This is a genomic window from Methylocaldum sp. RMAD-M (assembly GCF_017832375.1).
Lineage (GTDB): Bacteria > Pseudomonadota > Gammaproteobacteria > Methylococcales > Methylococcaceae > Methylocaldum.
In genome coordinates this window covers 39,897-65,733 of the sequence record NZ_JAFIBZ010000028.1, presented here as the reverse complement: position 1 = coordinate 65,733, position 25,837 = coordinate 39,897, and the positions used below count along the sequence as shown (strand labels likewise).

At 61.8% G+C, this 25,837-nt stretch carries 28 protein-coding genes and 4 pseudogenes; 24 read left to right on the top strand and 8 right to left on the bottom strand.

Translation table 11 applies throughout. The annotated features are described in order from the left end of the window. Positions 1-278: 278 nt before the first annotated feature. The 12 genes and pseudogenes from JOD69_RS20090 (at position 279) to JOD69_RS20035 (ending at position 10,710) form a co-directional block, all read left to right on the top strand. Positions 279-566: an RAQPRD family integrative conjugative element protein gene (locus JOD69_RS20090; RefSeq protein WP_086132875.1), complete on the top strand. Its 288-nt coding sequence runs from the start codon at positions 279-281 to the stop codon at positions 564-566. Positions 567-608: 42 nt separating this feature from the next. Continuing rightward, positions 609-974 carry a TIGR03745 family integrating conjugative element membrane protein gene (locus JOD69_RS20085; RefSeq protein WP_077732176.1) on the top strand — a complete coding sequence of 122 codons (366 nt, stop codon included), beginning with the start codon at positions 609-611 and terminating at the stop codon, positions 972-974. Next, positions 974-1,378 carry a TIGR03750 family conjugal transfer protein gene (locus tag JOD69_RS20080; RefSeq protein ID WP_077732175.1) on the top strand — a complete coding sequence of 135 codons (405 nt, stop codon included), beginning with the start codon at positions 974-976 and terminating at the stop codon, positions 1,376-1,378. The genes JOD69_RS20085 and JOD69_RS20080 overlap by 1 nt, the downstream gene beginning before the upstream one ends. Before the next feature lie 7 nt (positions 1,379-1,385). Further along, the gene (locus JOD69_RS20075) at positions 1,386-2,054 is read left to right on the top strand and encodes a PFL_4703 family integrating conjugative element protein (protein ID WP_240502632.1); all 669 of its coding nucleotides are present in this window, start codon (positions 1,386-1,388) and stop codon (positions 2,052-2,054) included. Further along, positions 2,051-2,686: pseudogene (locus JOD69_RS24880) on the top strand (DUF3438 family protein); the annotation flags it as partial. The gene JOD69_RS20075 and the pseudogene JOD69_RS24880, both read left to right, overlap by 4 nt. A gap of 164 nt (positions 2,687-2,850) precedes the next feature. Next, positions 2,851-3,906 carry a TIGR03752 family integrating conjugative element protein gene (locus JOD69_RS20065; protein ID WP_245245698.1) on the top strand — a complete coding sequence of 352 codons (1,056 nt, stop codon included), beginning with the start codon at positions 2,851-2,853 and terminating at the stop codon, positions 3,904-3,906. Positions 3,907-3,917: 11 nt separating this feature from the next. After that, on the top strand, positions 3,918-4,289 hold the full coding sequence (locus JOD69_RS20060; RefSeq protein WP_205780867.1) for a hypothetical protein: 372 nt from the start codon (positions 3,918-3,920) through the stop codon (positions 4,287-4,289). Beyond that, positions 4,237-4,647 carry a TIGR03751 family conjugal transfer lipoprotein gene (locus JOD69_RS20055; RefSeq protein WP_210024171.1) on the top strand — a complete coding sequence of 137 codons (411 nt, stop codon included), beginning with the start codon at positions 4,237-4,239 and terminating at the stop codon, positions 4,645-4,647. The genes JOD69_RS20060 and JOD69_RS20055 overlap by 53 nt, the downstream gene beginning before the upstream one ends. Beyond that, complete coding sequence (locus tag JOD69_RS20050) at positions 4,647-7,436, top strand: conjugative transfer ATPase (RefSeq protein WP_210024170.1); 2,790 nt, start codon at positions 4,647-4,649, stop codon at positions 7,434-7,436. Before JOD69_RS20055 ends, JOD69_RS20050 begins: the two co-directional genes overlap by 1 nt. Positions 7,437-7,879: 443 nt before the next feature. Next, positions 7,880-8,692: a TIGR03756 family integrating conjugative element protein gene (locus JOD69_RS20040; protein ID WP_245245697.1), complete on the top strand. Its 813-nt coding sequence runs from the start codon at positions 7,880-7,882 to the stop codon at positions 8,690-8,692. After that, on the top strand, positions 8,661-8,936 hold the full coding sequence (locus tag JOD69_RS24875) for a TraU family protein (RefSeq protein ID WP_245245696.1): 276 nt from the start codon (positions 8,661-8,663) through the stop codon (positions 8,934-8,936). The genes JOD69_RS20040 and JOD69_RS24875 overlap by 32 nt, the downstream gene beginning before the upstream one ends. Before the next feature lie 13 nt (positions 8,937-8,949). After that, a complete protein-coding gene (locus tag JOD69_RS20035) occupies positions 8,950-10,710 on the top strand; it encodes an integrating conjugative element protein (RefSeq protein WP_210024169.1) in 1,761 nt (586 codons plus the stop codon). A 213-nt stretch (positions 10,711-10,923) separates the two neighbouring features. On the opposite strand, the gene JOD69_RS20030 is transcribed toward JOD69_RS20035, so the two are convergent. From JOD69_RS20030 to JOD69_RS20020, 3 genes are all read right to left on the bottom strand, one after another. Beyond that, positions 10,924-11,451 (bottom strand): RES family NAD+ phosphorylase, encoded by a 528-nt coding sequence (locus tag JOD69_RS20030; protein WP_156881721.1) that lies wholly within the window; start codon positions 11,449-11,451, stop codon positions 10,924-10,926. 8 nt (positions 11,452-11,459) lie between these two features. Beyond that, on the bottom strand, positions 11,460-11,804 hold the full coding sequence (locus JOD69_RS20025; RefSeq protein WP_086132883.1) for a helix-turn-helix transcriptional regulator: 345 nt from the start codon (positions 11,802-11,804) through the stop codon (positions 11,460-11,462). An 83-nt stretch (positions 11,805-11,887) separates the two neighbouring features. Further along, entirely contained in the window at positions 11,888-12,061 is a 174-nt protein-coding gene (locus JOD69_RS20020; RefSeq protein WP_168183689.1) for a hypothetical protein, read from the bottom strand. Between the two features lie 263 nt (positions 12,062-12,324). On the opposite strand from JOD69_RS20020, the gene JOD69_RS20015 reads away from it, so the two are divergent. The 4 genes from JOD69_RS20015 to JOD69_RS20000 are packed head-to-tail and all read left to right on the top strand — an operon-like array spanning position 12,325 to position 15,685. Continuing rightward, on the top strand, positions 12,325-12,570 hold the full coding sequence (locus JOD69_RS20015) for a hypothetical protein (protein ID WP_086132884.1): 246 nt from the start codon (positions 12,325-12,327) through the stop codon (positions 12,568-12,570). A gap of 60 nt (positions 12,571-12,630) precedes the next feature. Further along, positions 12,631-13,230, top strand: a complete 600-nt coding sequence (locus JOD69_RS20010; protein ID WP_210024176.1) for an Ivy family c-type lysozyme inhibitor — start codon at positions 12,631-12,633, stop codon at positions 13,228-13,230. Beyond that, positions 13,227-14,120: a DUF3262 family protein gene (locus JOD69_RS20005; protein WP_086132885.1), complete on the top strand. Its 894-nt coding sequence runs from the start codon at positions 13,227-13,229 to the stop codon at positions 14,118-14,120. Before JOD69_RS20010 ends, JOD69_RS20005 begins: the two co-directional genes overlap by 4 nt. 11 nt (positions 14,121-14,131) lie before the next feature. Next, entirely contained in the window at positions 14,132-15,685 is a 1,554-nt protein-coding gene (locus tag JOD69_RS20000; RefSeq protein ID WP_086132886.1) for a conjugal transfer protein TraG N-terminal domain-containing protein, read from the top strand. 105 nt (positions 15,686-15,790) lie between these two features. Here JOD69_RS20000 and JOD69_RS19995 read toward each other — a convergent pair whose 3' ends face one another. The 5 genes and pseudogenes from JOD69_RS19995 to JOD69_RS19980 all read right to left on the bottom strand — a co-directional run bounded on the left by JOD69_RS19995 (position 15,791) and on the right by JOD69_RS19980 (position 19,402). After that, positions 15,791-16,186, bottom strand: coding sequence for a hypothetical protein (locus tag JOD69_RS19995; RefSeq protein ID WP_086132887.1), 396 nt, complete (start codon positions 16,184-16,186; stop codon positions 15,791-15,793). A gap of 90 nt (positions 16,187-16,276) precedes the next feature. Then, on the bottom strand, positions 16,277-16,480 hold the full coding sequence (locus tag JOD69_RS19990; protein WP_077732161.1) for a hypothetical protein: 204 nt from the start codon (positions 16,478-16,480) through the stop codon (positions 16,277-16,279). 31 nt (positions 16,481-16,511) lie between these two features. Then, positions 16,512-16,652, bottom strand: a pseudogene (locus JOD69_RS24870) (transposase); the annotation flags it as partial. A gap of 18 nt (positions 16,653-16,670) precedes the next feature. Continuing rightward, positions 16,671-16,952 (bottom strand): annotated as a pseudogene (locus JOD69_RS24865) (transposase); the annotation flags it as partial. A 533-nt stretch (positions 16,953-17,485) separates the two neighbouring features. Beyond that, on the bottom strand, positions 17,486-19,402 hold the full coding sequence (locus JOD69_RS19980; protein WP_077732159.1) for a sigma 54-interacting transcriptional regulator: 1,917 nt from the start codon (positions 19,400-19,402) through the stop codon (positions 17,486-17,488). A 417-nt stretch (positions 19,403-19,819) separates the two neighbouring features. Here JOD69_RS19980 and JOD69_RS19975 point away from each other — a divergent pair, with 417 nt between their 5' ends. The 8 genes and pseudogenes from JOD69_RS19975 (at position 19,820) to JOD69_RS19945 (ending at position 25,820) form a co-directional block, all read left to right on the top strand. Beyond that, the gene (locus JOD69_RS19975) at positions 19,820-21,019 is read left to right on the top strand and encodes a beta-propeller fold lactonase family protein (RefSeq protein WP_240502631.1); all 1,200 of its coding nucleotides are present in this window, start codon (positions 19,820-19,822) and stop codon (positions 21,017-21,019) included. 112 nt (positions 21,020-21,131) lie between these two features. Next, positions 21,132-21,677 carry a cytochrome P460 family protein gene (locus tag JOD69_RS19970; RefSeq protein WP_077732158.1) on the top strand — a complete coding sequence of 182 codons (546 nt, stop codon included), beginning with the start codon at positions 21,132-21,134 and terminating at the stop codon, positions 21,675-21,677. 36 nt (positions 21,678-21,713) lie between these two features. Next, positions 21,714-21,880: pseudogene (locus tag JOD69_RS24860) on the top strand (mononuclear molybdenum enzyme YedY); the annotation flags it as partial. Next, the gene (locus tag JOD69_RS19965) at positions 21,880-22,044 is read left to right on the top strand and encodes a hypothetical protein (protein WP_205780863.1); all 165 of its coding nucleotides are present in this window, start codon (positions 21,880-21,882) and stop codon (positions 22,042-22,044) included. The pseudogene JOD69_RS24860 and the gene JOD69_RS19965, both read left to right, overlap by 1 nt. A gap of 184 nt (positions 22,045-22,228) precedes the next feature. Next, positions 22,229-22,411: a hypothetical protein gene (locus JOD69_RS24855; protein ID WP_240506747.1), complete on the top strand. Its 183-nt coding sequence runs from the start codon at positions 22,229-22,231 to the stop codon at positions 22,409-22,411. 433 nt (positions 22,412-22,844) lie between these two features. Beyond that, a complete protein-coding gene (locus JOD69_RS19955) occupies positions 22,845-23,753 on the top strand; it encodes a spondin domain-containing protein (protein ID WP_086132890.1) in 909 nt (302 codons plus the stop codon). A gap of 67 nt (positions 23,754-23,820) precedes the next feature. Continuing rightward, positions 23,821-25,461 (top strand): CRTAC1 family protein, encoded by a 1,641-nt coding sequence (locus JOD69_RS19950; RefSeq protein WP_139840966.1) that lies wholly within the window; start codon positions 23,821-23,823, stop codon positions 25,459-25,461. 32 nt (positions 25,462-25,493) lie between these two features. Beyond that, on the top strand, positions 25,494-25,820 hold the full coding sequence (locus tag JOD69_RS19945; protein ID WP_086132892.1) for a hypothetical protein: 327 nt from the start codon (positions 25,494-25,496) through the stop codon (positions 25,818-25,820). The last annotated feature ends 17 nt before the right edge of the window (positions 25,821-25,837 follow it).

Genomic DNA, 25,837 nt, shown 5'->3' with positions numbered 1-25,837 from the left:
CCAATGGCTGCGTACATTTAGGTTGAGTAGATGGTCGCGGACCCGTTGGCGCCGTGGACGCAGTCTGGGTCGGACGGACGGCTTTGCAGCCCAAGTCTTCGATGTTGCGGGAATGAGGTTAATCCCGCCAATTCATTTCATTTTAATCGGGTTCGACGGGAGGTTCGACTGATGGTCAAGCCATCCGTAAAACCCTTTTTAGAGCATACAAGGGTTTTTGTTGGCACTTTGCGTGCCGCCTTGGGCACACTCGCCGCCGAGCAACTCGGAGACCCTCTATGCGTAATGCGCTGCTGGCGCTTTTCTGTTGTTTCACGACTGCCGCCCGTGCCGATGACGACGGCGAGCGGGCCGCGCTCGCCCGCCTGATCCATGAGTTGGACGCCCTGGCGCCCCTGATCGCCGAAGCCGAAACCCAAGCCAATCCGGAGTCGCGGGTCAGATTCCATTATGGCTGGCTTCGCCAGGACATCGAGCACGTCAAACTCGGCATCCGTGAACACATCGAAGCACCACGCACGACGCCGAGAGAGTTTCCACCGCTCAAGGGCGATTACCGGCGCTGAGCCGGTGAATCATGTCACTGTGATCGCTATCGGAAAAAGCTCATGACGCATGTGAAACGCACCCTCAAACACACCGTTCGGCGAGCACGATCGGTCATGCTTGCCTCCTTGATCCTGGCGGACACCGCCTTCGCCGCGCTGCCGACGCCCGTGCCGCCGACGACTTCACCGGCCGCGGGCGACTGGCTCAACCTCATCAAGGGCTACATCAAGGATGGCGGGATCGTCATCGGATTGTTCCTGGCGGTGGCCGGCTTTCTCTGGCTCTCCTGGCATGTTCTCGCCGATCTCAATCAGGTTCGGCAGGGCCGAAAAGAGTGGGGCGAACTGGGCCTCGGAGCGGTGGCCGGCGCCGCCATTTTCCTGTTCGTGTCTTATCTGCTGGGTGAAGCCGCGGGTGTCATCTGATGGCCGGCTCATCTGAGACACCCGATATTCTCGGGGATCGGCTCAACGAGGAGCCGGTCATCTTCCGGGGGTATGCCGATTCGGAGTTGGGTACGGCCATCAAGCTGGCGGCGGCCTTGCTGTTTCCGCCGAGCGTGGTCATCGGCCTGATCCTGGGGCGTCTCGCGATGGCCCTCGGGGTCGCCATGATCGGCGCGATCGCCTTCGTCTATTTCGGGGCGGGGCTCTATCAGCGGCTGAAACGTGGCCGCCCGCACTTCTATCTTCAACAGCGGGTGCATCTTTTCCTGGCGGACCTCGGTTTCGTCCGCTGTCAGTTCAATTTCCGGGGAGAGTCCGCCCGGTTTCGGTTTCCGGACGGCTCGTACCAAATGAGCCTTGGCCGCGACGCCCTCCGCGATTGAAACGGACATGGGACTGCGTTACCGCGCCGAAAACGAGAACCTTAGGTCCCATATCAACACGCTGCGCGCAGTGATCGCAGGGCTGTTCGTCGTCATTCTTGTCCTTTGGCACGGCTGGGAGGACGCGAAGAAGGACGCGCGCCTCTTCCTTCCGCCGGACCTCCGATCGGGTGGCATGATCCATCGGGACGATCCGAGGCCGGAGCATATCTACGGCTTCGCCCGATACATCTTTCAGCTGCTCAATTACTGGCCGCGAAACGGCGAGGAGGACTATGGCCTCGTGCTCTTCAAAGCTCAGAACTATCTGACACCCGCCTGCCAGGACGAACTGAGGAGCGATCTCGAGGCCCGCGCCAAACGTGGCGAACTGACGGACCGAAAACGCGCCATCCACGACGTGCCGGGCCATACTTACGAGGAATCCAGCGTCGAGGTCAAGGGGAATGGCGTCTGGATCGCGCGGATCGACTTCCGGATCGAGGAGCATGTTCGTGGGATGCCGGTGAAGACGGTCGACATCCGCTACCCCATCCGGGTGGTGGCATACGACGTCAGCCCCGAGGTCAACCCGTTTGGCCTGGCCCTTGATTGTTTCGCGAGTCCGCCCGAACGAATCGAGGGCAGCGAGACGTCACGGCCGGCCTTACCCCCGATATTCAAACTCGGCTCATGAATCCGCATCTCGTCGTTCTGTCCACCCTTCTGCTGTTGACCGTCGCGACCCGTGCGGAGGAGCCGGTCGGCGCGTCTGCCGACACGGAGGGGGAGAGCGGTGTCCACGCGCTCTCCGCATCGGCTTCGGTGCCGGAAACCGCGTTCACCAACACGGGTTCCGACATCCCACCGGGCCTCGGGCTCGACGTCGAGCCCGAGGCAGCACCCGGCGCGCTTCCGATCGAGCGGCTGACCTGGCACAAACTGCCGCTCCAGATCACCCTCCCGGTCGGGCAGGAGCGCCTGGTGTCGTTTCCGGTCGCGGTGCGGGCGGGGCTGCCGCCGACACTGACCCCCGATGTCCTCAGGACCCAGATCCTCAATGACGGGACCATCTATTGGACGGCGCTCAAGCCGTTCGGACCGCAACGAGTGCGGATCGAGGCCTTGGGCACGGGCAACACCTACCTCCTGGATCTCTCGGCCTCGGACCGGATAGCCGATACCCGCCCCATCGAAGTGTCGATTCCGGAAGGGAAGCCCTCCGCCGCGCCGGTGGATGCGGCAGCGACGGACGTTGCCGAAAACCGGTCCGCCGGGACGGACTACGTCACCCTGACCCGGGTGGCGGCGCAGCATCTCTACGCCCCAGAGCGCCTGCTGAACGTTCGAGGACGTGATCCTCGATCCCCGAACGCTCCGGGGCGCCTGGCTCGCCTGCACCTTCCAACACGCGAGGCTCTACCCCAAAGGCGACGAACGGGACGTGACGGCCGCCTATCTCGTGTCCAGCCGGCCGTTCGAGGACGCGCTCGATGGGCGGCAATAAGCTCCTGCCGATTCTCGGCACGTTCGCACTGGTGCTCGCGCTCTTCGCGGGATTCCGCTCGTGCGGCAAAAAGGCGGCGACAGCCGAGTCCGAGCTTCCGGTCGCCGAGGTGCCGAAGGCACCCGCGCCGGATGCCGATTCTCCGGCGGACACCATCCGCGCGCTGACCGCCCAGGTCGCCTCGGCCAAGTCGGAGATGGCGCAGCTTCGGCGCGAGAACGCGGAACTCCTGAAGCAGCGCAACGACATCGCGACCCAAGTCACGAACGAGGTCACGGCGGCGGTTCGCCGGGACCAGGCCGCACAGCGCAACGATGAATACACCCGCCTGTCATCCCGCCTCGACGATCTCTCCAACCGCCTGGGACTGGTCGCGCCGCCGGGCTCGTCCGATCCGTCGGACGGTGCGGCGGTCGACCTCGATCCGGCCGCCCTGAACGCCGCGGTGGTGTGGGTCGATCCGCTCGGGTCCAGCCTGGTCAAACGCGCCGGCGACGCCGTGTCCCGGACCGCCACCGCGACCGCCGAGGCGGCCCGTTCGGGCGGAAGCCTGCTGCACGGCGTCGGCGAAAACCCCCTCCTGGACCATGCCGGGCCCGGCGGGGGTGCCGCCCATCCCGCCGCTGCGCCGGAACCGGCCTACACGGTGCCGCGGAACGCCACCCTGATCGGCTCCACCGGCATGACCGCGCTGATCGGGCGGATTCCGATCAAAGGCCAGGTGGAGGACCCGTATCCCTTCAAGGTGATCGTGGGCTCCGACAACCTCGCCGCCAACGGGCTCGAGATTCCGGGCGTCGACGGCATGATCTTTTCCGGGACCGCGATCGGCGACTGGGCGCTCTCGTGTGTCCGGGGCACCGTGCATTCGATCACGTTCGTGTTCGACGACGGCACGATCCGCACCCTGAGTTCCGATGATCAGAGTCTGCAGCGGAAAGAGCAGCAGAGCGCCCAGGCCCAGGGCGCGCCGCCCCCGCCACCGGCAGCGCCACCGAGCCTCTCGGCTGGATCTCGGACCGGCGCGGCATCCCCTGCGTAACCGGGGCGCGCGTGACCAACGCCGCGCAATATCTGGGCGGGCGCATTCTGGCGAAGGGCGTCGAGGCGGCGGGTCGGGCCTACGCCCGCTCTAAGACCACGATCGGGGTAACGCCGCTCGGCGGCTACACCAGCACGGTCACGGGCAGCCCGGAGCAGTACGCCGCCGGTGAGGTCGTCTCGGAAGGCGCCAACGAGGTGGCCCGCTGGATCGCCGAGCGGCAGAGCCAATCCTTCGATGCCGTGTTCGTCGACACCGGCGTCGAACTCGCGGTCCACGTGGACCGGGAGCTCCCCATCGATTACGAACCCAAGGGCAGGAAACTCGACTATGCGCACGCTACCCCAGCCGTTCACGCGGGCCGTGACCATGATCTCGATTAGCCTCCTGGTCGGCTGCGCCACCGGCAGCAAGGACACCCTTCTGCCGCAGGGGGGACCCACCATGCGGGAGGTTTACGATGCCCATTTCGAAAAAACCCGGCAGCGCCGAACGGAAGGCGCCCGACGGGAGCGGGGTGCGCGCGGCCCCGGCGATGCCGCCCTGAACCTGGACGGCTGGACCCGCGAGGCCCACACCGAGATCCAGCACCTGTTCCCGCGCCTGCCGAATCCGGACCTCGTCCTGTACGTTTTCCCGCACATCTCGCCCCAGGGCCATCCGGTGCCGGGCTATGCAACCAGTTTTCCGATGTACGAGACGGTGGAATACGCCCTGCCGGGCGAAGCGGAGGGGTGGTGATGCCGCAGTTTTCGTTTTTATCCAAACCCCGAGCCATCGAACCCGCGCCACGCGGGCCGTTCGACCGGACCACGCCGCCCACCGAGGCGGACGTCAGGCGGCGCTACGAGCGGCCGAGCAGTTTCACCAACCATCTGCCCTGGCTCGACTACGATCCCGAACACCAGGTCTTTTTGCTCGACGACGGCCGCAACGTCGGCGCCTTGTTCGAGATCCGGCCCGCCGGCGTCGAGGCGCGCCCGGAGGCGTGGCTGGCCGAGTTCCGCGACAAGATCCAGCAGGTGCTCACGGGCTCGGTCGCGGAGCAACAAGACCCTTGGGTCTTCCAGCTCTTCGTCCATGACGAGTACCGGCTCGATGGCCTGGCCGACGAGGTGGAGGCCTATGCGCGGATCGAAATTCGCGACTTGGCCTATACCCGCCACTGGCTGGCCGTGCTGCGCGACCACTGCGCCAACATCGCACGGCCCGGCGGACTATTCCATGACGATCAGGTCACGGGTGGGCCGTGGCAAGGGAATCGACGGAAGGTCCACGCGTGCTTGTTCAGGCGGCGCAGCGCCACCCAATCTCTCAAGGGACCGGATGATCTCGGTCCGATCCGGGAGCTGAACGAGGCCGCGGCCCGGCTCACCGCCGGACTTGAATCGACGGGGGTGGGCGTCCGCCGGCTCGGCGGGCGGGACCTTTACGAGTGGATGCTGCGCTGGTTCAATCCGCGCCCGGCGGTAACGGCGGGCGACGTGGAGGCCTTGCTCGCGCTTGCGCCCTATCCCGGCGACGAACACGAGGACCGGCCCTACGGCTACGATTTCGGCGAAGCGCTGGTTCTTGGGCTTCCGCGTTATCATCCCGAGAAAGGCCTGTGGTGGTTCGACGGCCTGCCGCACCGCGCCATCACCATTCAACAGCTGACCGATCCGCCGACGATCGGTCAGTTCTTCGCGGAACGGCGCATCGGCCGGCATCTGTACGCGGTGTTCGACCGGCTGCCGCCAGGCGTTGTGATGGCGATCACGGTCGAGTTCCAGCCTCAGGACGATGTCCGCGAACGCCTGGTTCGGGTGGAACGCGCCGCGATCGGCGACTACGCCGAGGCCCAGCTCGCCGGCGAGGACGCCAAGGCCGCGCAATTCCAGATCGCGCAGGGGAACAAGCTGTTCCCGACCCAGATCACGTTTTACCTTCGCGGCGAAGACGAGGAGGATCTCCGCCGAAAGCAGAACCAGCTGCATTCCCTGCTCCTCACCAATCATCTCCGGCCCATCGACGAGCGCCAGGACCTCTGCGCCCTGGACACGTACCTCCGGTGCCTCCCCATGGGCTACGACCACCGCTTCGACCGGAAACGCGCTCGCCGATCGCGCTTCATGTTCGCGCGCCATCTGTCGAACCTGGTGCCGCTCTACGGCCGCTCGACCGGTACCGGCCACCCCGGCATTCTGGTCTACAACCGGGGCGGCGAGCCCCTGACGTTCGACCCCATCGTCGACCGGAAATCGAACGCCCACGCCCTGATCCTGGGGCCGACCGGCGCCGGCAAGTCCTCGCTCCGGGTGTATCTCCTGCTGCACATCATGGCGGTGCACCGGCCGAGGCTGTTCATCATCGACGGGGCGAGTTCGTTCCGGCTGTTCGGGCAGTATCTCGAAGCCCAGGGGCTCTCGGTGAACTACGTCCAGGTACGGCCGAAAAGCGACGTGAGCCTGCCGCCCTTCGCCGAGATCGGAAAGCTGCTCGATCCCAAGCACCGGCGACGCCTAGACCTGGATTTGGCCGGCCCCGAAGACCTGGACGACGCCGACGACACGGCGAGCGAGGATCGCGACTTTCTGGGCGAGGCCGAAATCGCGGCGCGCCTCATGATTACCGGCGGCGACGCCAAGGAAGAAGCGCGCCTGATGCGCGCCGACCGGCTCCTGATCCGGGAGGCCATCGTCGAGGCAGCGCGGCAAGCGGTTGCCGCGCAACGCCAGCCGCTCACCGAGGACGTCGCGCACGGTCTCCGCCATCTGCCGGGCCTTGCCGAACTTGATCCGCCGCGGCGTGCCCGGGTACTCGAAATGGCCGATGCCTTGAGCCTCTTCTGTACCGAGGGAAGCCTCGAAGCCAAGCTGTTCAATCGGCCGGGGCAGCTCTGGCCGGAAGCCGACGTCACCGTGTTCGAGATGGGCGTCCTCGCGCAGGAAGGCTACGAGGATAAGCTGACGGTTGCCTACATCTCGCTGATGAATCACATCCATGCCCTGGTCGAGCAGCATCAGTACGAGGGCCGGCCGACGCTGGTGCTCACCAACGAGGCGCACATCGTCACCACCAATCCGCTGTTGGCGCCTTACGTGGTCAAGATCTCGAAGATGTGGCGGCGCTATGGCGCCTGGCTGTGGCTCGCCACCCAAAACCTCCAGGACTTTCCCGATGCGGCCCGGCGGATGCTCAACATGATGGAATGGTGGCTGTGCCTCTCCATGCCGCCCGAGGAGGCCGAGCAGATCGCGAGGTTCCGGGAGCTCAGCGCCGAGGAACGGGCGCTGCTGCTCGCCGCGACCAAGGAGCCCGGCAAGTACACCGAGGGCGTGGTCCTGAGCCGCGCGCTGAAGGCCTTGTTCCGGAACGTTCCGCCGCCCATCGCGCTGGCCCTCGCCATGACCGAGAAGGACGAGAAGGCCGAACGGGCGGCGCTCATGAAACAACAGGGCTGCACCGAGCTGGAAGCGGCGCTGAAGGTCGCCGAACGCATCGCTCGGAAGCGCAGTAGCGTATTCACGAAGGAGGCCTCGCCATCATGACGCATCGCCAATCCCTGTGGGCCTCGATGGTCGTGCTATGCCTCTCCGCACCCCCGGTTCCGGCCGATATCGGGCCGGCCGCCGTGGAAATTTTCACCGATCCGGCGTTTCCAGCCTCCGGCGCTCACGCGCTTCGGCCCCAAGGGGTTCCCATCGACATCTTCGATCTTTCCGCCCCACGCCGGATCGAGGCGGTCCTCTCGGCAGGACTCCCCGCGAACGAGGCGGCGGCCTTGGCGGATCGCCCGGCAGCGGCTCGAAGGGCAGGGCAGTGGGCTTGCGGCGCCGTTGCAGGCGGCCTACGAAGGCCATGCCCGAGCACTGAGCTACGGCCTCACGCGTTATCCCGCGATCGTGTTCGACCGGGGTAGGGCGGTCGTCTATGGCACCGCCGATCTCGGCGAGGCGCTGCGGTACTACCGGACCTGGAAGGAAGGTACGCCATGATCAAGCGTTTGACGCTGAGCTTTCTCATTCTGGCGCTGACGGCTGACCTTCGGGCCGAACCCATCAACACCGGCACGATTCTATCCAGCGCCTTGAACTTTTCCTGCATCAAGTTCCAGGTGATCGGGGTATGCCTCTGGCTGGTGTGCACGCCCTTCGGCTGCGAGATCGAAACCTCGGCCAAGTACGGCCACTACAATCCCGATCTGGTGGTCAGCGCCCACAACGGTATCGCCAACAATCCCTGGACCGAGATGAAGGCCCTTCTGGCTGGGATTCAAACCACCGGCGCGGGCGCGGTGCTTTCGGCCATGGGCGGCCAATTGCCGAACCTTCTGGGCGGCGGCACGACGACCGAATGCGGCATCGCCGGCCGGCCGGCTCGCGAGCACCCGGCGCACAAGAACCTGATCTTCAAGGACTCCGACGCCATCGGCCATCCGGCCGCGGGCTTTTTCCTGTGCCCCTCGGCGTCGACGCCGTTTCAGCCCTATCTCGTCTCGGCCCTGGATGCCTTGGCCTGGCGTTGGGCGATTCCCGAATTCATTTATCCCCAGTCGCTCATTCCCGGGCTGCGGGAGATCGGCGACTGGCCCTTGAATACCTGGGGTGCGGTTTATCCCAGAGGCGGCTTCGTGACCCAGGCCGAAGACCCCAAGGCGGCCGCGGCCGCGGTCGTGGCGCAGCGCGCCGGAGACGTGGTGACGCGGACGGGTCAGCCGCATGTCTACATCGCGCTCGAGAGCGACAAGCGGAAAGAAAAGAAAAAGTACAGGGTTGTGGTATCCGCCGTCCCTGAAAGAGGGTGACGCCAAGACCGGCACCTGGCAGATGCTGACGCCCCAACGCGCCGGAAGCTGCGAAGTGTTCGGCAGCAACGACCTCATGAGTTTTTCGGGCTGGGCGGGCAGCAAGGTCGCAGCCGATGGAAATTATGCCTTCACGCTGCGGCGTCCCTACAAGTGCTGCAAGGTGAAAGGCAGCTTCATCGGCAGCATCGACATCATGTCCTATCCGTCCGACAGCTCGACCACGCCAACCCGAACCCCGTAGGAGACGACGATCCATGGTCCGCGCACTCCGCCGTCCTCTCATTCTGTTCGTCGCCCTGTCACTCACCGCGCAATCATCCGCCGCGCCGCTGTCACCCGCCCGATCGAGCCGCTGGTACTACGAGATCGGCGGGGCCGAGGCGATCACTGTCGCGGCGAACCCCTACGCCCACTCGATTACCCTCGGCGGTTCGCTCGATCTTCGACGGGCGTTTTCGTGCGGAAACTTCGATCCGGTGCTCGGTGTCTCCAACATCCTGAACAATGTCAGCCAAGGAATCGAGAACATGATCGGCTCCATGGTCAACGCCGCGACCAACGCGATCGCTTCCTTGCCCGCCCTGATCCTGCAACGGGCGAACCCTGGGCTCTACGACCTGTTCCAGAACGCTCTGCTCCAGGCCGAGGCGACGATCTCCCTCGCCACCAAGAGCTGCGAGCAAATGGAGTCGGAGATCGCCCGCGGCCAGAATCCCTTCGAGGATTGGATCACTCTGGTCAAGGGCTACGACTGGAAAATGCAAATGGGGACCGGCGGTCTGAATTCGTCCTCGGTGGACGTAAAAACCGCGAAGGATACGGTGGAGACAAATGCCGGTAAAAACGGCGTTCCCTGGATCGGCGGCCAGCGCGCGGGCGGGGCGGGGCAGGCACCGATCCGGGTCACCGCCGACACCGTGCGGGCCGGCTACAACATCGAGCTGGGCCGCCCGGTGACCGACACCGGCGCGGTGGTGAGTCCCTCGCCGCCACCTCTCGCCAAGGTCTGGCCGAGTCCGGACGAGGCGGTCGCCTACGCCCAGTATGTCCTCGGCGACGTGGCCGTCCGGACCGACAGGGACACGGCCCGAACCGCGACCCCCGGCCACGGCCTTGCCCCCAAGATCGAGCAGGAGACCCGGGAACTTCTCGGAGACTTGATGAAGATCGTCACCGGCACGACGGCGCCGGAGGCGGACACGCTGGCCAGGCTCTCGTCGCCAGGAACGCTGCTGACGCGCGAGGTCATCGACGGCATACGCCGTCTATCGACGCCTCAGGAACAGGGGATGGCGGTTCACAAACTGGCGAACGAAGCCGCCGTCGCCCGAAATCTCGAAAAGGCGCTTCTCTTGCGGCGCCTGATTTTGTCCGGGCGGATGGAGCCGAACATTTACGCCTCCCCAGCGCATGCCGATATTGAACGCATGCTCGCGGCCCTGGATAAGGACATCGACGCCATGTTGTTCGAGACGCGGATCCGCCGGGAGCTGTTCGCACAGACTTCCGCGACCTTGATCGAGCTTCGCGAAGGGCGGGGCGAATCGGGTGCGATACGCAGGCGCCCGCCGCCCATGACCGGAAGCCGATCGAGCCGGGCGGCGCGGTACGCAAATGAGTGCGCGGCGCTTACTGCCCACGCTCGGGCTGGGTCTCGCGCTGCTGGCCGCCCTGATGATGCTGGTCGGCCTGGTCCTGGGGCTTTGGGCGTATCAAGCGGGCCTGCCGGCGGTCGAGCGCGCGCTCGATGCGGCGAAGCCGTATCTCGCCGCTTGGCGATTGCTGGTGTTTCTGATCCTGATCGGCGGGTGGCCGCGGTGGATGGATGGCGCGGCGCGGCGGTGGCGCTGGCCGGAAGCGAAACGGCGGGCGGTATTGGCGCTCCGCTGGCGAGCCGTAGCCTGGCTCCTCGTCATCGAGGCGCTATTTGTTCAGAACGTCGGCGGGGAGTTTGCCCGGAACTGGCTCTTGCCGGCAGAGGAGGGGCCTTGAGGGATGGTGCCAGGCGCCGCTGACCAGTGTCGTATTCCAGGTCCAGCACATAGGTCGAGCGGGCATTGGCATCGGCCTTGAAGATCGGCGCGAACCGCAGTCCGCGCCATTGCTGCACGTTGTCGTGCTCGTGCCCACCCAGGACCAGATCGATTTCAATCGACAATAAAACCGGGCGCCTGCTCTTCAACGGAAGTCTGGTTTTGTCTGTTGTGCGTCCAGGCAGCAGGCCGACATTACTCGATCGAAAAAGAACCATCCGGCGTCACGGACGAAATGAAGCCCGGATTTGCGGAAAGTTTTTCCAGGAAGACCACCAGTACCCAGTTTTCCGGGCGATCGAGAAAGGCCAGTGAAGGAACGAAAATGGCTTCGGCCGGCGTGAGTTTTCTGACAAACTCAGCCGTGGCCCGAGCTACGGACTTGTCGATAAAACACTGTGGGGCGTCGGTGATCGATAAGACGGCGAGCACTTCGGGATGGGTCAGATCCAACGTCGCGTGGAAGGCGAGATCGAAGCGGTAAACCTGGCGGCGCTTGACCTGCTGCGCTAACACAGGCGAACGGTCTTCGGTGATATGGCGGGCCATCTCCGCTAGTGCCACATGTTTATGGCGAGCCAAATATAGCGTCGGCTCCCCTTGGATATTCCAGCGATTATCGCGAGCGAGTCCCGCTCGGCTGAAGTCCAGCGGATCCAGCGGTCCTTGCGGCAGGTGGCGATAGGCGGTGCCTTGCCAGGCTTTGAGATGCGATTGGATCAAGGGGCGGGTTAATAGCCGAGTCCTTCGACGTCTGCGGCGAGTGCCGCGATGACGGTGTCGTATTCCCGCAAGCTCATCAGGTCAAGGGCGGTTCGCCCTTGGAATTCCGGCAGCGGGGTCGCGAGGAAGGTCTCGACGCCTTCAGGCGTGTAAACCAGGCTGGCGAGTTCGCTGATCTCCCGGATCTTGGCGAGATCCTTGATCGCGTCCGGGTTCCGCACGCCATCCTGCTTTTCCCAGCGCTCCAAGGTCTTGGCGCTCACCCGCAATATCCGGCCCATCGCCTCACGGGAGAGATGCAGGGACTGGCGGATCTTTTGCGGATTGATCTTGATGTCTCGTACGGCGTTCATCAGCGTCGCGATAGGGGGTAGTAGGATGAGTAGCCACTACTCTAGGCAATGTCTAGACATTTGTCCAGATAAAAAATTAGACCTCATGCAACCGGCATTTCGCCTGACAGGACGGAAAACAGCCCAAGGCACTGCCAGGCGATCATGCTGTCTTGGTGGATCTTGGCGAGGTTGCACGTCGATTCCGGGACACCCGCCAGCCCCTCGGGACAGTAGCTCGCCGGCGACTGCGAGAAGCTGCGGGGTTTTAAGCCCATGTCGAGCTACTGCGATGCTCGGGGAGCCTCTCTGCGCTCTATACCATGTCGCCCTGGAAGTATTGCCAACTTACGGGGGAGCTTCAAGTCCGAGATCACGCGTCTCCAAGCTAAAGCCATCAAAAAACCCTTTCAAAACCAAACAAGGGTTTTCGTTTGATTTCCGTCTATTGGCTTGGGCAGACTCGCCGCCAGGCGCGTTGACTTCTAGCTGATTCGTAACGTCCTCCGCGCGCTTTCTGTTCTTTTTGTGAGGAGCGACCGTGGCTTTACTGTTTGCGCTCTTATTCATCTTTGCCCTGAGCCAATTGGGCAGCATCTCCCGACGCAGCAAGCGTCTGCTCGAACTGTGCGAGAACCTCAGGCGTTCGAACGAAGAGCTCTGCCGGCAACTCCAGACCTTAGGCGATCGCGTGGCGAGGATCGAAGGCGCGATGGGCCTCGGGCACACTGCTTCCTTAACCGTGGACGAATCGGACGTCGCGCCGGACGTTCAGTCAGATGTGTGAGTGGTCTCACTGCCTCGACGTTCGATTCCGATAGCCGACTCAATTTCAAGGAGAAGCACTATGGTTTGCCCCAAATGCGGCGCATCGAATCCGAACACGGAACGCTACTGCGAACAATGCGGGAATCCGCTGATCGAGGCCATGGCGAGTGCGGGCCGGCGACGGCCGCTGGCGATTTTGGCGGTGCTGGGGCTGCTGACGGCTGGAGGGGTTTATGCGGACGAGCGGGTTAACCTTCAACCGAGCGATCGAGAGTTGGAACGCGTGGAATCCTGCTCCGATGGCGGAACCCTTCGGATCGCGGGCGATCCGGCTTACAGCGGCCATCCGTGGCATCTGGTCGCGACCGTTCCGGAAATCCGCGAGCGGCACTTCGCCGTGACCCGCGCCGAAGAAAAGTGGGTTCAGGACATGAGTGGTCCGGCTTACTACGTCCGCCGATATGAGCGAAATGGACAGCGCGTACTCGTATGGGACCTTTGTAAGTCCCACGAGTGCAACGAATACGCGTTGTACGCGGCCTTCGATCTTGGTTCGAAGACGTATGTCATTGAACTCAACGAGAAGGGAAGAGGCCGTCGACTCGGGACATCCATTTCGGTTGCCGAGGCGGCCATCACCTGCGCCAAGGCAGAGGATGCCAAAAGGAAATCGCAATGAATGTGCGGGCATGGCTATTCGTCGTGCTAGCCGCGGTGTCAGCGTGGGCGATCGCCGATATGTATCAAGCTTTCCTCGCGTCCCTCGCGCAACGCGAATCGAGTGGAGATCCGACGAAAACAAATGAATCGGGGCACCTCGGCCTGTATCAGATGAGCGAAGCCGCTCTCATCGAAGCCGGCTATTACCGGCCCGACGGCACCACCACAAACGACTGGAGCGGCCAATGGACGGGCAAGGACGGTATCTACAGCAAAAACGACTACCTGAACGGTTCCACGGCGCAGAACAACGCGGTCCAGGCTTATCATCACAAGCTTTGGAGCTATATCGAGGCTGAAGGCCTCGACCAGATGATCTCCCAGACGGCGAACGGTGCCCCGGTAACTCCTTCGGGTCTTCTCGTCGGCGCCCATCTCATCGGCGCCCATGGCCTTGCGAAGTGCCTCTCGTCCGGAACGGGCTGCGCCGACGGCAATGGGACCAAGGCGATGAGCTACATGACGATGCTCGGCGGCTATGACGTAGCCTCGATCACCGGCATCGTGGGGACCGGGTCCGGCGGTTCAGTCGGCTCTGGCAACGGCGGTGCCGGCGGGGGAGGCGGGGTTGGTTCAGGAAGCGGACATGCCGGTAATCCGCTCGCGGGTTACACGCCGCCGTCGAGCAACGAAGCCTTCTACCGCGGCGCCGGGATTGCGATGTCACAAATGCGACAGGTAATCCTCGAAACGCTATCCGTCATCTTGCTGCTCTGGCTCGCCTGGATCGCGCTTGCCCAATACTCGAACTGGCGGAACGGCGTCATCACCGTCATGCAGATGCAAAACAGCATCGTCCGCGCGGCGGCATTGGTATCCCTGATGCTGGTTGTCTTCCTTGCAGTATAGGAGGAGGGCTTATGAGCGTTGGGTCGTATCTTGAATTGTATCTCGCTGCACTTGGCTGGCATTTCTACGAGACGCTTTGGAGTTCGCTGCTCAATATCGGGCTGCTTTATATCCCTTTCATTGCAATGGCGGTCAGGGCTTGGATCGAAAGCTACGAAGCCGCCGGGGCCGAGGGCGCGGAACGGAACATCCGTGCCGCCGAAGTCTCGATCGCGACGATGTTCACGGTGGTCATGCTCGCGGGTTCGCCCTTCATTCCGCTTCAACCCTCGGGGCTCGTCTATACTCGGCCGTGCTCAAACGATGCGCCGAAGGGCGGCGCCTCCAACACGACCTACGACAGCGTGTTTACCAATCTTGGCATCTCCGGGATTACCGGTCACGTGCCGGTGTGGTGGTATGGCGTCATGGCGGCCGCGGGCGGAGTGGTTAACGCCGCGGTCGCCGCGATTCCCTGCCAGAACGACTTCCGGCTGTACCAATACAAGCTTGAAAACAGCCGGATCAAAGACCCGCAACTTCGGCGGGAGCTTCAACTTTTCACGCACGATTGCTGGTATCCCGCCCGGATGAGGCTCTTCGATAGCAAGCAGCCGCTGCCGAGCGGGTACGACCCGTCGGACATCGACTGGCCGGGTTCGCAATTCTTCTTGGACACAAGTAGCTACTACGGAGTGAACAACATTAACCTTGCGACAAGGGCGAGCGAGGAAATACCGGGCTTTCCCTTCGATCCGCAACGGGATACGGAGTACGACACCGAGCATTATCCGGCGCCGCAGTGGGGCCGGCCCGAGTGCAAGGACTGGTGGGAGGCACAGACTTACGGGATCAGAGACCGGTTGATCCAAGAGATCGAAGTGGAGGCGTGGGCGCAAACCCAGGGGTGGGTGACCCAACTCATGAATGCGTTCGGCTGGGACGCCAGAAAGACCGAAGACGCTGCCCTTCGGTCAATGTGGACCATCGAGGACGGCAGGTTGAGCATGCCGGTGACAGCCGGGTTAGGGGATGCCGCCGGCGGACGATTGGCAAGAGCAGGCGCAACCGTTGGAGGGTGGTGGGAATCGGTCTTCTTTCAGTCGAAGATGTACGCCATTCGCGAAGCGGCGCCTGTCGGCCAGGCGGTTCTTCTGATGCTGATCTTTGCGCTGATGCCGTTCGTCCTGTTATTCGGCGAGTTTTCCGTCGGCACGCTCCTGACTTTGACGATTACTCTCTTTGCCGTGCGGTTCCTGACATTCCTGTGGGCGGCGGCCGTCTGGCTCGATAATACGCTCCAACAAGCACTCAACCCCACCGGCTGGTTCGACTTTGCTGCCGATAAGATGGACTACACCGTGAGCGAAGTGGTGATCGATCTCGTTACCGGCACGATGTTCACGATCGTGCCGGTCTTATGGGTAGGCATGTTGGGTTGGGCTGGATATCACGCGGGCGTTGGACTCAATTCCTTCCTAGAGGGAACAAACTCTAGTGCGGCCGCCACCGGCAGCGGCTTTGGAAACGCGCTCAGCCTTGTGAAGAACCGGTTTCGCGAGCTAAAACCCCCTAACAAGAAGTGATCGTTCACCCCAAGTACTTCTAAGTTCAAAGTAAACCGGGACTGGAATCAGCGTGATTTCAGGCCCATTTTTTGGCAGAAATTCGGCCAGCCACGACCGAGTTATTCAACTTTTTCCTTGCCGCAGGTCCCAATCGTAAATACCACCAGGTTGGCAGCCGTTGTCGCACTTGCCTGTAGCGTAGTTATAAATCCCGCCCATGCTATATTCAGACTCATCCCGTTTGTCAAAAGAAACATCTTCTTCAGCATCGTCCAGTGAGCCAAAAACCAGTTGCAGCAGCATCCAGCCACACGCGACGGCCACCGCGCAGACAAACACCGTTGGAGCAAACGTGAGGCGCATTGCCCGAACGGGAATGGTCCAGCGGCCCCACAGCTCTCGCGTGATGACCACATCGGTCGTTACCGTCCGCCAGAATTCGGCCGGACGCTGCCGCGTCAGGCCGTAGGCAGCCACAGTGATCCAAAAAAGGCCAATGGTGAGTAGGATGGTGTTCATCGGCATTCCTCCATGCCGGGGATCAGCGGACGTATAGACATAAAAATCGCACGGCAGTGCCGATGGCGCAAGTTCCAGCGTGAGAGACACCTACAAGCCGTCGATCTCGCTCAATTCATCAAGATGTTGGCCGATAATCGGCCGGCCAATCAGATCAATGGCGTGCTTGGCATTTCGTCCGCCGCATTCAAGCGCGGGCTCCGTGTCATCTGTGAGGTTGGCTGCTGCCGGATCGATTGCTCGCTCGGGCGGAATCATTACCGGGTAATGGATTGGGGTATCTTCAACGGTCATCGGCGTAGATCTCCTTCAGGCAGGCATTCTAGGCTTCCAATTCCTCCATCCGAGTTATCAAGGATGTGTCCATATCTCCATATTTCGCGCGCCACTTGTAGAACGTCGCCGAACTGACCCCCAACTCCCGGCACAACTCCGGCACCGCTAGCCGACCTTCTACACGCTTCAACGCTTTCGATCCGGCCTGGGCCTGGCGCAGAAGTTCTCGGAGATCGTGGACGACCGCTTCGAAACAGCCCGCCGCAAGCCAACGCTGGGTCTGCTGATAGACGGCTTCCCAGGGCGGCAGGTCATGCGGTAACAGCCGCCAGGGCGCACCGGCCCGCACCAACCAGCGCAGACCATTGAAGATCTCACGCAGATCGTGCTGGCGTTGGGGCGCGTCCGCCTTCATCAAGATTAAATAAGGCACGACGAACATCCATTCGTCGTCCGACACATCGCTAGGATAAGGTTTACGAGTCATCATGCTCGTAATAACCACTTCTCCAGCAAAAAGTTCATAACACGCTCTAACCCTAAGCCACCGGCTTTCAGCCGGTGATTATTCGAGGCGAGTGGTCAGGAGCTCCTGGATGAAAGGGGATACTCGTTCCAACACCACATTTTCGCTAACGAATCTGCGAAGCAGGCTAAGTCCTTGCTCATCGGCGAACTGGAGTCCGGAAAGGTCAAGGTGCACATGCTCATATGCCGCGCGAGATTCACTCACCGCTGCTTCCAGCGCTGGGTTCCACGGCCCGATTAGCCTACCTTCCACGATCAGGCGAACACGGGTCCTGGAGTCTGCTTGGACGGTGATTCGAAGCATGAACGCTGCATTTTGTGAGTGATCACGAGGAGAATAGCGAATGTCGTGCCATTTCTTCGCCAAGACGCCGTCCGGCTAGGAACACTTTGGTTAGATGGCCGTGGCACCGGCGATGCAACCGCAAAGCCGCGATTCGTGCAGCGCAATGGGCTTGGTAAATCGTCCTCAACTATTCGAGGAGCCCGCGATAGTTAACGGCGCTCCTGGGTCAAACCGAGCTTTTTCATGCGGTACCGAAGGGTGCTGGGATGTAGGTCAAGAATGTGGGCGGCGCCATTGGGGCCCTCGATTACCCACCCAACCTTTTCAAGCACTGCCAGAATATGTTGCCGTTCGACCGCTTCCAGAGTGGCGCCGCTGGTCACGGCAAACCCTGCGTCAGGGGCAGGGTCGGTAGATCCCGGCAGCATTTCCGCGTCGATTTCTAGGAGTGGCCCATCCGCCAGAATAATGGCGCGCTCGATCACATTCTCCAGTTCGCGAATATTGCCCGGCCAGCGATAAGACTGCAGTCTTTGCAGGGATTTGCTACTGATACCCTCGATTTTCTTACCTATCCGGGGTGCAAACTTCTCGATCAAGAAACGCAGCAGCAGTGGAATGTCCTCTGTTCGCTCTCGAAGGGGCGGCGTGAATACGGGAAACACATTCAGTCGATAATACAGATCGTCGCGGAATGTCTTGTCGGCGACCGCCTTCAGCAGATCGCGGTTGGTTGCGGCGATCACCCTGACATCGACCTTGATCGGCGCTTTCCCGCCTACCCGGTCGAACTCCTGCTCCTGAAGGACTCGCAGCAATTTGACCTGGACTTCCAGCGGGATTTCGCCGATTTCATCCAGAAAAATGGTGCCGCCGTCGGCGAGTTCGAATCGCCCGATGCGCCTGGCGATGGCGCCGGTGAAGGCGCCCTTTTCGTGGCCGAACAACTCGCTCTCCACGAGGCCCGTCGGCAAGGCCGCGCAATTGACTTTGACTAAGGGCTTGTCGCGCCGATGGCTGGCGGAATGAATCGCGCGGGCGATCAGTTCCTTCCCCGTACCCGATTCGCCCTGGATCAGCACCGACGCGTCCGTAGGCGCCACGCGGCGGACGTTGGACAACACCGACTGAATCGCCGCGCTTCTCCCGACGATCTCCTCGAAGTTGTGGTCCGATTTGATTTCCTCCTGCAGATACAGGTTCTGCGCCTTCAGCTGGGCCTGTTCCCGCTCCATCAATACGCGATCAGTGATGTCCAGGAACATGGTACGGGTAAACTGTCCACTGGGGTCCGGCCGCGACCACCACTGAATCCAGATTGGCTGATTGTTGTCCCGACGGCGGAGTTCGAGCACCACGCCGCTGGTATCCGTTCCCCGGCCGATCGACGCGAAGGCCTCTTTCACCCGGCGCTGGGCTTCCGGGGTATTAGGCACGAACGACATACCCAGGGTGCCGGGTACTTGCTCGGGCGTGATGCCGAGTATGCGCATGGCGGTTCGGTTCGCCCGGATGAATCTGGACTGCAAATCTTCGTGGACATAGGCGATCGGCGCTTCATCGAACAGATCGCGGAAACGTTCCTCGCTCTGGCGAAGCTGCTTCAGCAGCCTTATGCGGTCCAGCTCCGCCGCGGCTCTGGCCGCGAAGATCTGGAACGTGAATAACAGCCGTGGTTCCGGCAGCATGGGCCGGTGATCGAAGATCGCCAGATGGCCAAGAATGCCGCCGTCAGCGTCCCGGAGCGGCACACCGAGGTAGCTCTCGACTCCCTCCTCCTTCGGAAACCGTTGCGAGACCCCTGCGGGGTAATGGCATAGCCCACCGCGAAGCACGTCCTCGCAAGGCGTGCCTGCCAGCTCCCATTCTTGGGTTTCGATCCATCGGCCGTTCTTCCAGAATGCCAACGAGCGGACCCGAGTCTCGGAATCGGCGAATTCCGCGACGAAGGCATTGGTGACTCCGGTGGCGAGGCAGAGGTTCCGCACCAGCGCGCGGAAGAACGCCTCCCCCGTGGCATGAGCGGTCCCTTCCACGATGGCGCGCAACGCCGCCAGTTCCAACGCATCGGTCGGTCCTGGCGGTTCTGAGGGGGAGAGTGTCGTAGGCGTGGAATTCTTCGGCATCCGGAAGTAAGGCCCCTGTCATTTCCCAAGGGAGGTACGACCCCAGCTCGATGCGCAGCACCTAAGCCGAGCGACCCAATCTACCTCGCGTAGTACCCGGCTTCAAGGGCCAGTCGATGCCGAAGGCCCAATCATCGCCCGACGGCATCCGGAGCATGCGGATCGCATGTCGATTGGCGAATGAAGACCGCGGTAGCCACCATATCTTGCGACCCCCACCAGATGTTGCGGCTTTCTCTGGAGATCTGCGGCGGTCCTGACCGGTAGCCCTTCTTATCCAGAGCTTTGATTTCTGCGGCTTACACGGGTTAACAGAGGTCGGCACGATTCTTGTGAAGGAAAAAGGGCGATATCCGTTCATCATCCCGATGACGGGAAAGCGCTCGATTCAACCCATTGCAAGAGGAGGGTAGCGACATGTCATTCACAAGATCTATTCGGGCCTGTGGGCTGGGGAGGGCGGTGAAACCCTTCTTATCATCCGACCTGGCCACTGCGTTATTGATGCCACAGCTTACGCTCATCATGCTCTGTTTCACATCGTTCATCCCGGCCATCGGCTTGGCCGATTCGGACGAGCGCCCCGACCATGAACGGAACGATGCCCAGGAAACAGTGTATACCCTGTCTAACGACGCTATCCAGAATGAAGTGCTCGCCTTTCGGCGCTACGGCAACGGCCACATGGAACCGGCAGGTCGTTTTACCACGGGCGGAACGGGAACCGGTTCCGGCCTGGGCAATCAGGGTGCGCTCGCACTGAGTCACAACGAGCACTATTTGTTTGCTGTAAACGCGGGCAGCAACGACGTTTCGGTGTTCCGGGTGAAACGCGACGGTCTAGTGCTCGTCGACCGCGTTGCCGAGGAAGGATCGACCCCAATCAGCATAACCGTTAACCGCAATCGGGTATATGTGGTCAACGCCGGGGACGATTCCATCTACGGTTTCCGGTTCGATCCCCGCGCCGGGAAGCTGCATCCCTTGCCCGGGTCCCATTGGAATCTCAGCGGGGAGGGCACAGCGCCGGCTCAAATCAGTTTCGGCCAGGAGGGCGACGCCTTGGTTGTCACGGAAAAAGTGACCAACAAAATCACCACATTCTCCCTGAGCGAAGACGGCACACCGGCGAACCGCCATGTTATCGATTCAGCCGGAACCACGCCGTTCGGTTTCGCCTTCGGCAAGCGCGAGCAATTCTTTGTCTCCGAGGCCCAGGGTGGTGCTGTCGGCGGGGCAACGGTCTCCTCTTATCAATTGCTGGAGGATGGAAGGGTGCAAGTGATCGATGGAGAAGTTGCGGTCGGTCAAACCGCCGCTTGCTGGCTGGCTATTACACCCAATGGGCGTGTCGCATTCACTGCGGACACGCCTGCCAATGCCATTTCCGCGTTCGCCTTCGACTCTGCGGGGCGCTTGTCGCTGCTGCAAACGAGAGCGGCCGAAGAAAACCGGCCGACCGACCTCGCTGTTTCTACGGATGGCACGGTGTTGTACACCCTCAGCGGCGGCGATCACAGCATTGGCATTTACCGCATCCGCAGGGGCGGTGCGCTCGAGAAACTGGAAAGCCTCGACTCCCTGCCCGCCGGCGTCACCGGACTAGTCGTTCGCTGAAGTGGTTGCTTTTGGTCAGCAAGCAAGCGCTGGGGCTTTCAACCCAGTGCTTGCCGACAGTTGATGACAACAGATTCGAACGAATGCAAGCCGCTCACTAGAGAGTCACGCCATGAAACACCTGTTTACGATCCCGCTTGCCCTGATGGTCGCCGTTCCGGCAATGGCAGACATGTCCGGAGAGACTTACAGTCGCTGGGTCGACGACAAAGGCGAAACCCGTCTGCCGGAAAATTACCGCACGACCTGGACCCACCTTGGATCCTGGGTGGTCGCCGACGAGAAGGCGCCAGGCAAGGGGTTTCATGATGTCTACACGCAACCCGAAGCCGCCGCCTACTATCGCCAGCACGGTCGCTTCCCGGATGGAGCCGTGTTGGTCAAGGAAATCCGCACACTGCAAACCGGGTTCAAGACCACCGGTCCGGCGCAATGGGCCGGGGAAAACGCAGTCTGGTTTGTCATGATCAAGGACGACAAGCGTCGTTTTAAGAACCACCCGCATTGGGCAGAGGGCTGGGGCTGGGCGATGTACGAAGCGAGCAACCCGGCGCTAAATACGTCAAAGAGCTTCACCGAGACCTGTCAGAGCTGTCATATTCCTGCCAGGGCGACGGACTGGGTGTTCGTCGAAGGTTATCCCACCCTGAAGCCTTGAGCTGATTCGTGGAAATCGGGTCATACACACTGCCGGAAGTACGGCTTCTATGCCAACGTGAATCCCGGAGTGGATCATCCGCGCTGGAGCCGGAGGCGCGAGTGGCGCCTCTTCGAGCTCTTCAAGCGCGAGACGCTGATGTTCAACGCTTGCTCTGAAGTGGCGTCCCTTACACCGGCATGGACCTCAGGATCGACTTCTGATGTCTGCGACGTTCAAGCTCTGGCTTTGGCGGCTCGCCGCATGGACGCTCGCATTCGCCATCCAGTGGACGATCGCCAGTAGGCGCGGGCCCATTTCCGCCGAATTCCTCGAGCACTACACGGGCGACTGGACCCTGCGGCTGCTGCTCGTGACGCTGGGATGACGCCGCTGCGCAGGCTCACGGGGTTGACCGAGCCGATTCGCGTACACCGCGCGCTGGGCCTGTGGGCGTACGCCTACCTGTGCCTGGATTTTCCCATCTACCTCGTCTTCGATCTTGAGTTCTCGCTTCGGCAACTCGGAGATGACTTGATCAAGCGTGCCCCCATCACGCTCGGCTTCGCCGCGTGGCTGATGCTGCTGCCGCTCGCGATCACCTCGATAATGGCTGGCAACGCCGCCTCAAGCACGATTGGAAGCCCTTGCACAAGCCGATCTATCCCGCGGCGCTTCTGGACGCGATCCACTATTTGTGGCTGGTCGAGGCCGATACGCAAACACCGGTGATCTATTTTTTTGGATTCCGCTGATTTTGCCGGCGGTCCGTCTGCCAAAGGCCAGTGTCTTGCGGGCTGCTGATCCAAAGGCGCGTCCGCATGATGGCCGGACAAGGGATGGGTAGAAGCTGCCGGCGGGATAATTGCCTACCCACAGCGTCCTTGGATACCACACGAGTGGTGAAATCTCATGCCTGGATTGCACGCGACTTTCGTCTTTTTCACCTCCGCGAACATCACGTTCTCCTTAACCCTTGGATCTCAGTCCTGGAGGCGTGTCTGCACAAAAGACCACAGGGTTGTAGCCGTGAAGTGGACGACCAGAGTGGCCAATCACGCGGGTTGGTACCCATCACCAAGGCTACGCTGGATATGCCCGATCAGGCCCACGAATAGTTGAGGTTTCCCTGCAAATGGCAGTGGGGACGATGGCCGAGAATTATGGCCGTATCTCCGTGTAGTGCATATGTCATGGATTTTATTGGTTGTTTTTACCCTTATCCAATACTGGCACGTTGATTGTTTTAACAGTTTCACGATCCGCCGGAGTTTGGTTCCGGAAGCGATCGCAGCAACCACAACACATCACTGCACTAGGAGACACACCATGAAATCGACCATGCGCTTCCCTAATTCAGTTCCGGCCCAATCCCGTCATCTGGCCCCCCGCCAGCACATCGGAACCCCTGTGTCCTCGCGGATTTCCGCCATTCGCGGCCAGCGCTGGATCAGCGGCACGGCCCTCGCGGCGGCAGTTCTATCCTGTAGCGCTGCCCATGCGGAACCCGCGCCCGCGCGCTACCAGGTCTCTTTCGAGCGGACTTGGAGTTCCAAGACGCATCCAAAGGATTTCCCGTTGCTCGCGCACTTTTCTCCGGTCATCGGCGTAACTCACAACGCCGATTACTCGCCGTTCAAGGCCGGCGGCACAGCATCGCCGGGCGTTGAGCATCTGTGTGAGGAAGGAAAGCACCAGCCGCTTGATGACGAAATCCGCTCGGCCATTGCGGCCGGTGCCGCCGGGGTATTGATCGAAACGCCGGATCCGATACGGGACGTCCCGGGCAAGGCCGTTGCGAATTTTGAGATCAACCCAAGTCATCCAATGGTGTCGATCGGCGCGATGATCGCGCCCAGCCCGGACTGGTGCGGCTTTGCTGCCGACGTCATGCTGATGGAGAACGGCCAATGGGTCGGCAAAAAGTCCGTCACGCTTTACGCCTGGGACACGGGCACGGACTCGGGCACCAGCTATCGGGCTTTCGATAGCGACGCCGAGCCACGCGGAACTGTCCAGCTGAGCGACGCAGCGTATTTCTTGAAAAAGGACGGCAAGCGTAATCCGGTCGGCCAGGTCACCTTTGTCCGTCAGTAGTGCGGTTAACAATTTTCCACACCTGCCCGCCACGTTCACTGCGGCGGGCTACCTGGAGGATACTACCGTGAAAAATTCACTCAGAATCGCGGCCTGTGTGCTTGCCGGCCTGGCCTTTCCGGGCTGCGTGTGGATCTACCCCAGCGAACCGCTGCGCGCCCTGCCCAAGGGCGTGGCGCTGCCTCGCTACGAGGAGATCGCTGTCGACTTCTCGCATCGCTGGAACCGCGAGACATCCCACCACCTCACGGGAGCCGCCGTGCTGGATTTGGACGGCGACGGCCGCGAGGAGATTTTCGTGGGCGGCGGCGCCGGCCAACCGGACGCGCTGCTTGCGCTGCAAGATGGGCGGCTGGTGGACCGCATCGCCGGCACGGGAATTTCGTCTCCGGACCCGAAACCTGCGACCTACGGGTCCTGCGCAATTGATCTCGACGGCGATGGAGACGTGGACTTGATCGTGGCACGCGATGATGGTGTCACACTCTATATAAACCAGAACCAAAAATTCCAGCCGCAACCCCTGCCGGTCGCATTACCCGTCAATTCAGTCCCGCTGGCGATCGCCGTGTCCGATATCGATCATGACGGTGACGGTGACCTCTACATCAGTGATTTCGTCGACCGCCCTCACTTCGTCTCGGCCACATTCAACGTGCCCGAGCACGCCAAGACGAACCGCCTGCTGCGCAACGACGGCAATCTCCGATTCACGGACATCACAACACCAGTCACCGCCTCGAAGCAGAACACCTTCACCTCGATTTTCGTCGATCTGGATGGCGACGGTTATCAAGACTTGGTCCTCGCGCAAAACACCGGCCAGGTCGAAATCCTGCGCAACCTCCGCGATGGCCGCTTCGAGGCCGTGCCGCTCGCGTCGGGTTATGGCTTCTGGATGGGCGTCGCGGCGGGCGACATGGACGGCGACGGCGACCAGGATCTCGTGTTCTCCAACGTCGGCGATTCGTTCCCTGCTTTTGCTGCCAAAGGCGACCGCCATGATGACCAGCCTTACGCTGGCGGCTGGTTGTTGCTGCGCAACGAGGGCGGGTTCCGCTTCAGCAATGTCACGAAGGCGGCGGGACTCGGAGGACTTGGTTTTGCCTGGGGACCGGTATTCGAGGACGTCAATTTCGACGGGACGCTGGACCTCCTCGTATCCCAAAACTACGTCAAGTGGCCGGTCCACCACCTGTTCAAGTTTCCCGGGAAAGTGCTCCTCGGTGTCGGCACGACGCCGGATTTCTACCCTGCGCCGGTAGCCGAGAACCCTGCGTTCAGCAACTCGCCCGTCATCGCCGATTTCGACGGTGATGGCCGTCCGGACCTGTTCTGGCTCAACAATGACAGCCCGAGCCGGGCCTACTTGAACCGCAGCGACGACAACCGGGTCACGGTGATCCTGCCGGATACCGTTCGCTCGCTTGGCGCCCGCGCGTCGTTGGAAGGCTCGGGGGCCAAATACACCCGCGAGGTCGCTTCTGCTTCGGGGCTGGGCACCGATCAGACCTCAGCTCTTGTTTTTGGCCTGGGTCGAGGCACGCATGCCGAGCGGCTTGTGATCGCATGGGCAGACGGGAGCCAGACGGTCTTCGATCATCCGCCCGTGAACCGGCCGTTCCGGATTGACGGTCCCGTCACAGGCGCTACCTTGGACTCCGAAACCCACTCCGCCGCCAAATCGGCCAAGGGGCATCCGCACTGAAACGAAATCTACTCTCGATCGGTAGCCTGACGTTGCTGCTGTTCCTGCTGGATCGGCGTTTTCGCATTCTGTACCCTGAAGTCAATCTGGTGCGCGCCAGCTTGGTCGGCCTGACTGGATTTGCGTTTCTCGCTCCGCTCTGGCTGCTGCGCCGCCGCCCGTTCGATCCCTTGACCGGCGCATTATCGATTTTTGCATCGGCCTTCCTGAGCGTGCTGCTTATCCAATCCGGGCTCCTCGTTTCAAGGTCCAATATCTCCGGATTCATCCATGTCTTGATCCTCGCGGGGGCTTTTCTGATTTTGGACCGGATCAGCCGACGATTGCGGATTATCCATCGCAGTGACGGGGTCACGTGAGAAAGGTCGGACAATGA

Excerpts from the sequence above, each read along its gene's own strand:
- JOD69_RS20090 (WP_086132875.1), top strand. The coding sequence starts at position 279 with ATGCGTAATGCGCTGCTGGCGCTTTTCTGTTGTTTCACGACTGCCGCC.
- JOD69_RS20085 (WP_077732176.1), top strand. The coding sequence starts at position 609 with ATGACGCATGTGAAACGCACCCTCAAACACACCGTTCGGCGAGCACGA.
- JOD69_RS20080 (WP_077732175.1), top strand. The coding sequence starts at position 974 with ATGGCCGGCTCATCTGAGACACCCGATATTCTCGGGGATCGGCTCAAC.
- JOD69_RS20075 (WP_240502632.1), top strand. The coding sequence starts at position 1,386 with ATGGGACTGCGTTACCGCGCCGAAAACGAGAACCTTAGGTCCCATATC.
- JOD69_RS20065 (WP_245245698.1), top strand. The coding sequence starts at position 2,851 with ATGGGCGGCAATAAGCTCCTGCCGATTCTCGGCACGTTCGCACTGGTG.
- JOD69_RS20055 (WP_210024171.1), top strand. The coding sequence starts at position 4,237 with ATGCGCACGCTACCCCAGCCGTTCACGCGGGCCGTGACCATGATCTCG.
- JOD69_RS20050 (WP_210024170.1), top strand. The coding sequence starts at position 4,647 with ATGCCGCAGTTTTCGTTTTTATCCAAACCCCGAGCCATCGAACCCGCG.
- JOD69_RS20040 (WP_245245697.1), top strand. The coding sequence starts at position 7,880 with ATGATCAAGCGTTTGACGCTGAGCTTTCTCATTCTGGCGCTGACGGCT.
- JOD69_RS20035 (WP_210024169.1), top strand. The coding sequence starts at position 8,950 with ATGGTCCGCGCACTCCGCCGTCCTCTCATTCTGTTCGTCGCCCTGTCA.
- JOD69_RS20025 (WP_086132883.1), bottom strand. The coding sequence starts at position 11,804 with ATGAACGCCGTACGAGACATCAAGATCAATCCGCAAAAGATCCGCCAG.
- JOD69_RS20020 (WP_168183689.1), bottom strand. The coding sequence starts at position 12,061 with ATGGGCTTAAAACCCCGCAGCTTCTCGCAGTCGCCGGCGAGCTACTGT.
- JOD69_RS20010 (WP_210024176.1), top strand. The coding sequence starts at position 12,631 with ATGGTTTGCCCCAAATGCGGCGCATCGAATCCGAACACGGAACGCTAC.
- JOD69_RS20005 (WP_086132885.1), top strand. The coding sequence starts at position 13,227 with ATGAATGTGCGGGCATGGCTATTCGTCGTGCTAGCCGCGGTGTCAGCG.
- JOD69_RS20000 (WP_086132886.1), top strand. The coding sequence starts at position 14,132 with ATGAGCGTTGGGTCGTATCTTGAATTGTATCTCGCTGCACTTGGCTGG.
- JOD69_RS19995 (WP_086132887.1), bottom strand. The coding sequence starts at position 16,186 with ATGAACACCATCCTACTCACCATTGGCCTTTTTTGGATCACTGTGGCT.
- JOD69_RS19990 (WP_077732161.1), bottom strand. The coding sequence starts at position 16,480 with ATGACCGTTGAAGATACCCCAATCCATTACCCGGTAATGATTCCGCCC.
- JOD69_RS19980 (WP_077732159.1), bottom strand. The coding sequence starts at position 19,402 with ATGCCGAAGAATTCCACGCCTACGACACTCTCCCCCTCAGAACCGCCA.
- JOD69_RS19975 (WP_240502631.1), top strand. The coding sequence starts at position 19,820 with ATGTCATTCACAAGATCTATTCGGGCCTGTGGGCTGGGGAGGGCGGTG.
- JOD69_RS19970 (WP_077732158.1), top strand. The coding sequence starts at position 21,132 with ATGAAACACCTGTTTACGATCCCGCTTGCCCTGATGGTCGCCGTTCCG.
- JOD69_RS19965 (WP_205780863.1), top strand. The coding sequence starts at position 21,880 with ATGTCTGCGACGTTCAAGCTCTGGCTTTGGCGGCTCGCCGCATGGACG.
- JOD69_RS19955 (WP_086132890.1), top strand. The coding sequence starts at position 22,845 with ATGTCATGGATTTTATTGGTTGTTTTTACCCTTATCCAATACTGGCAC.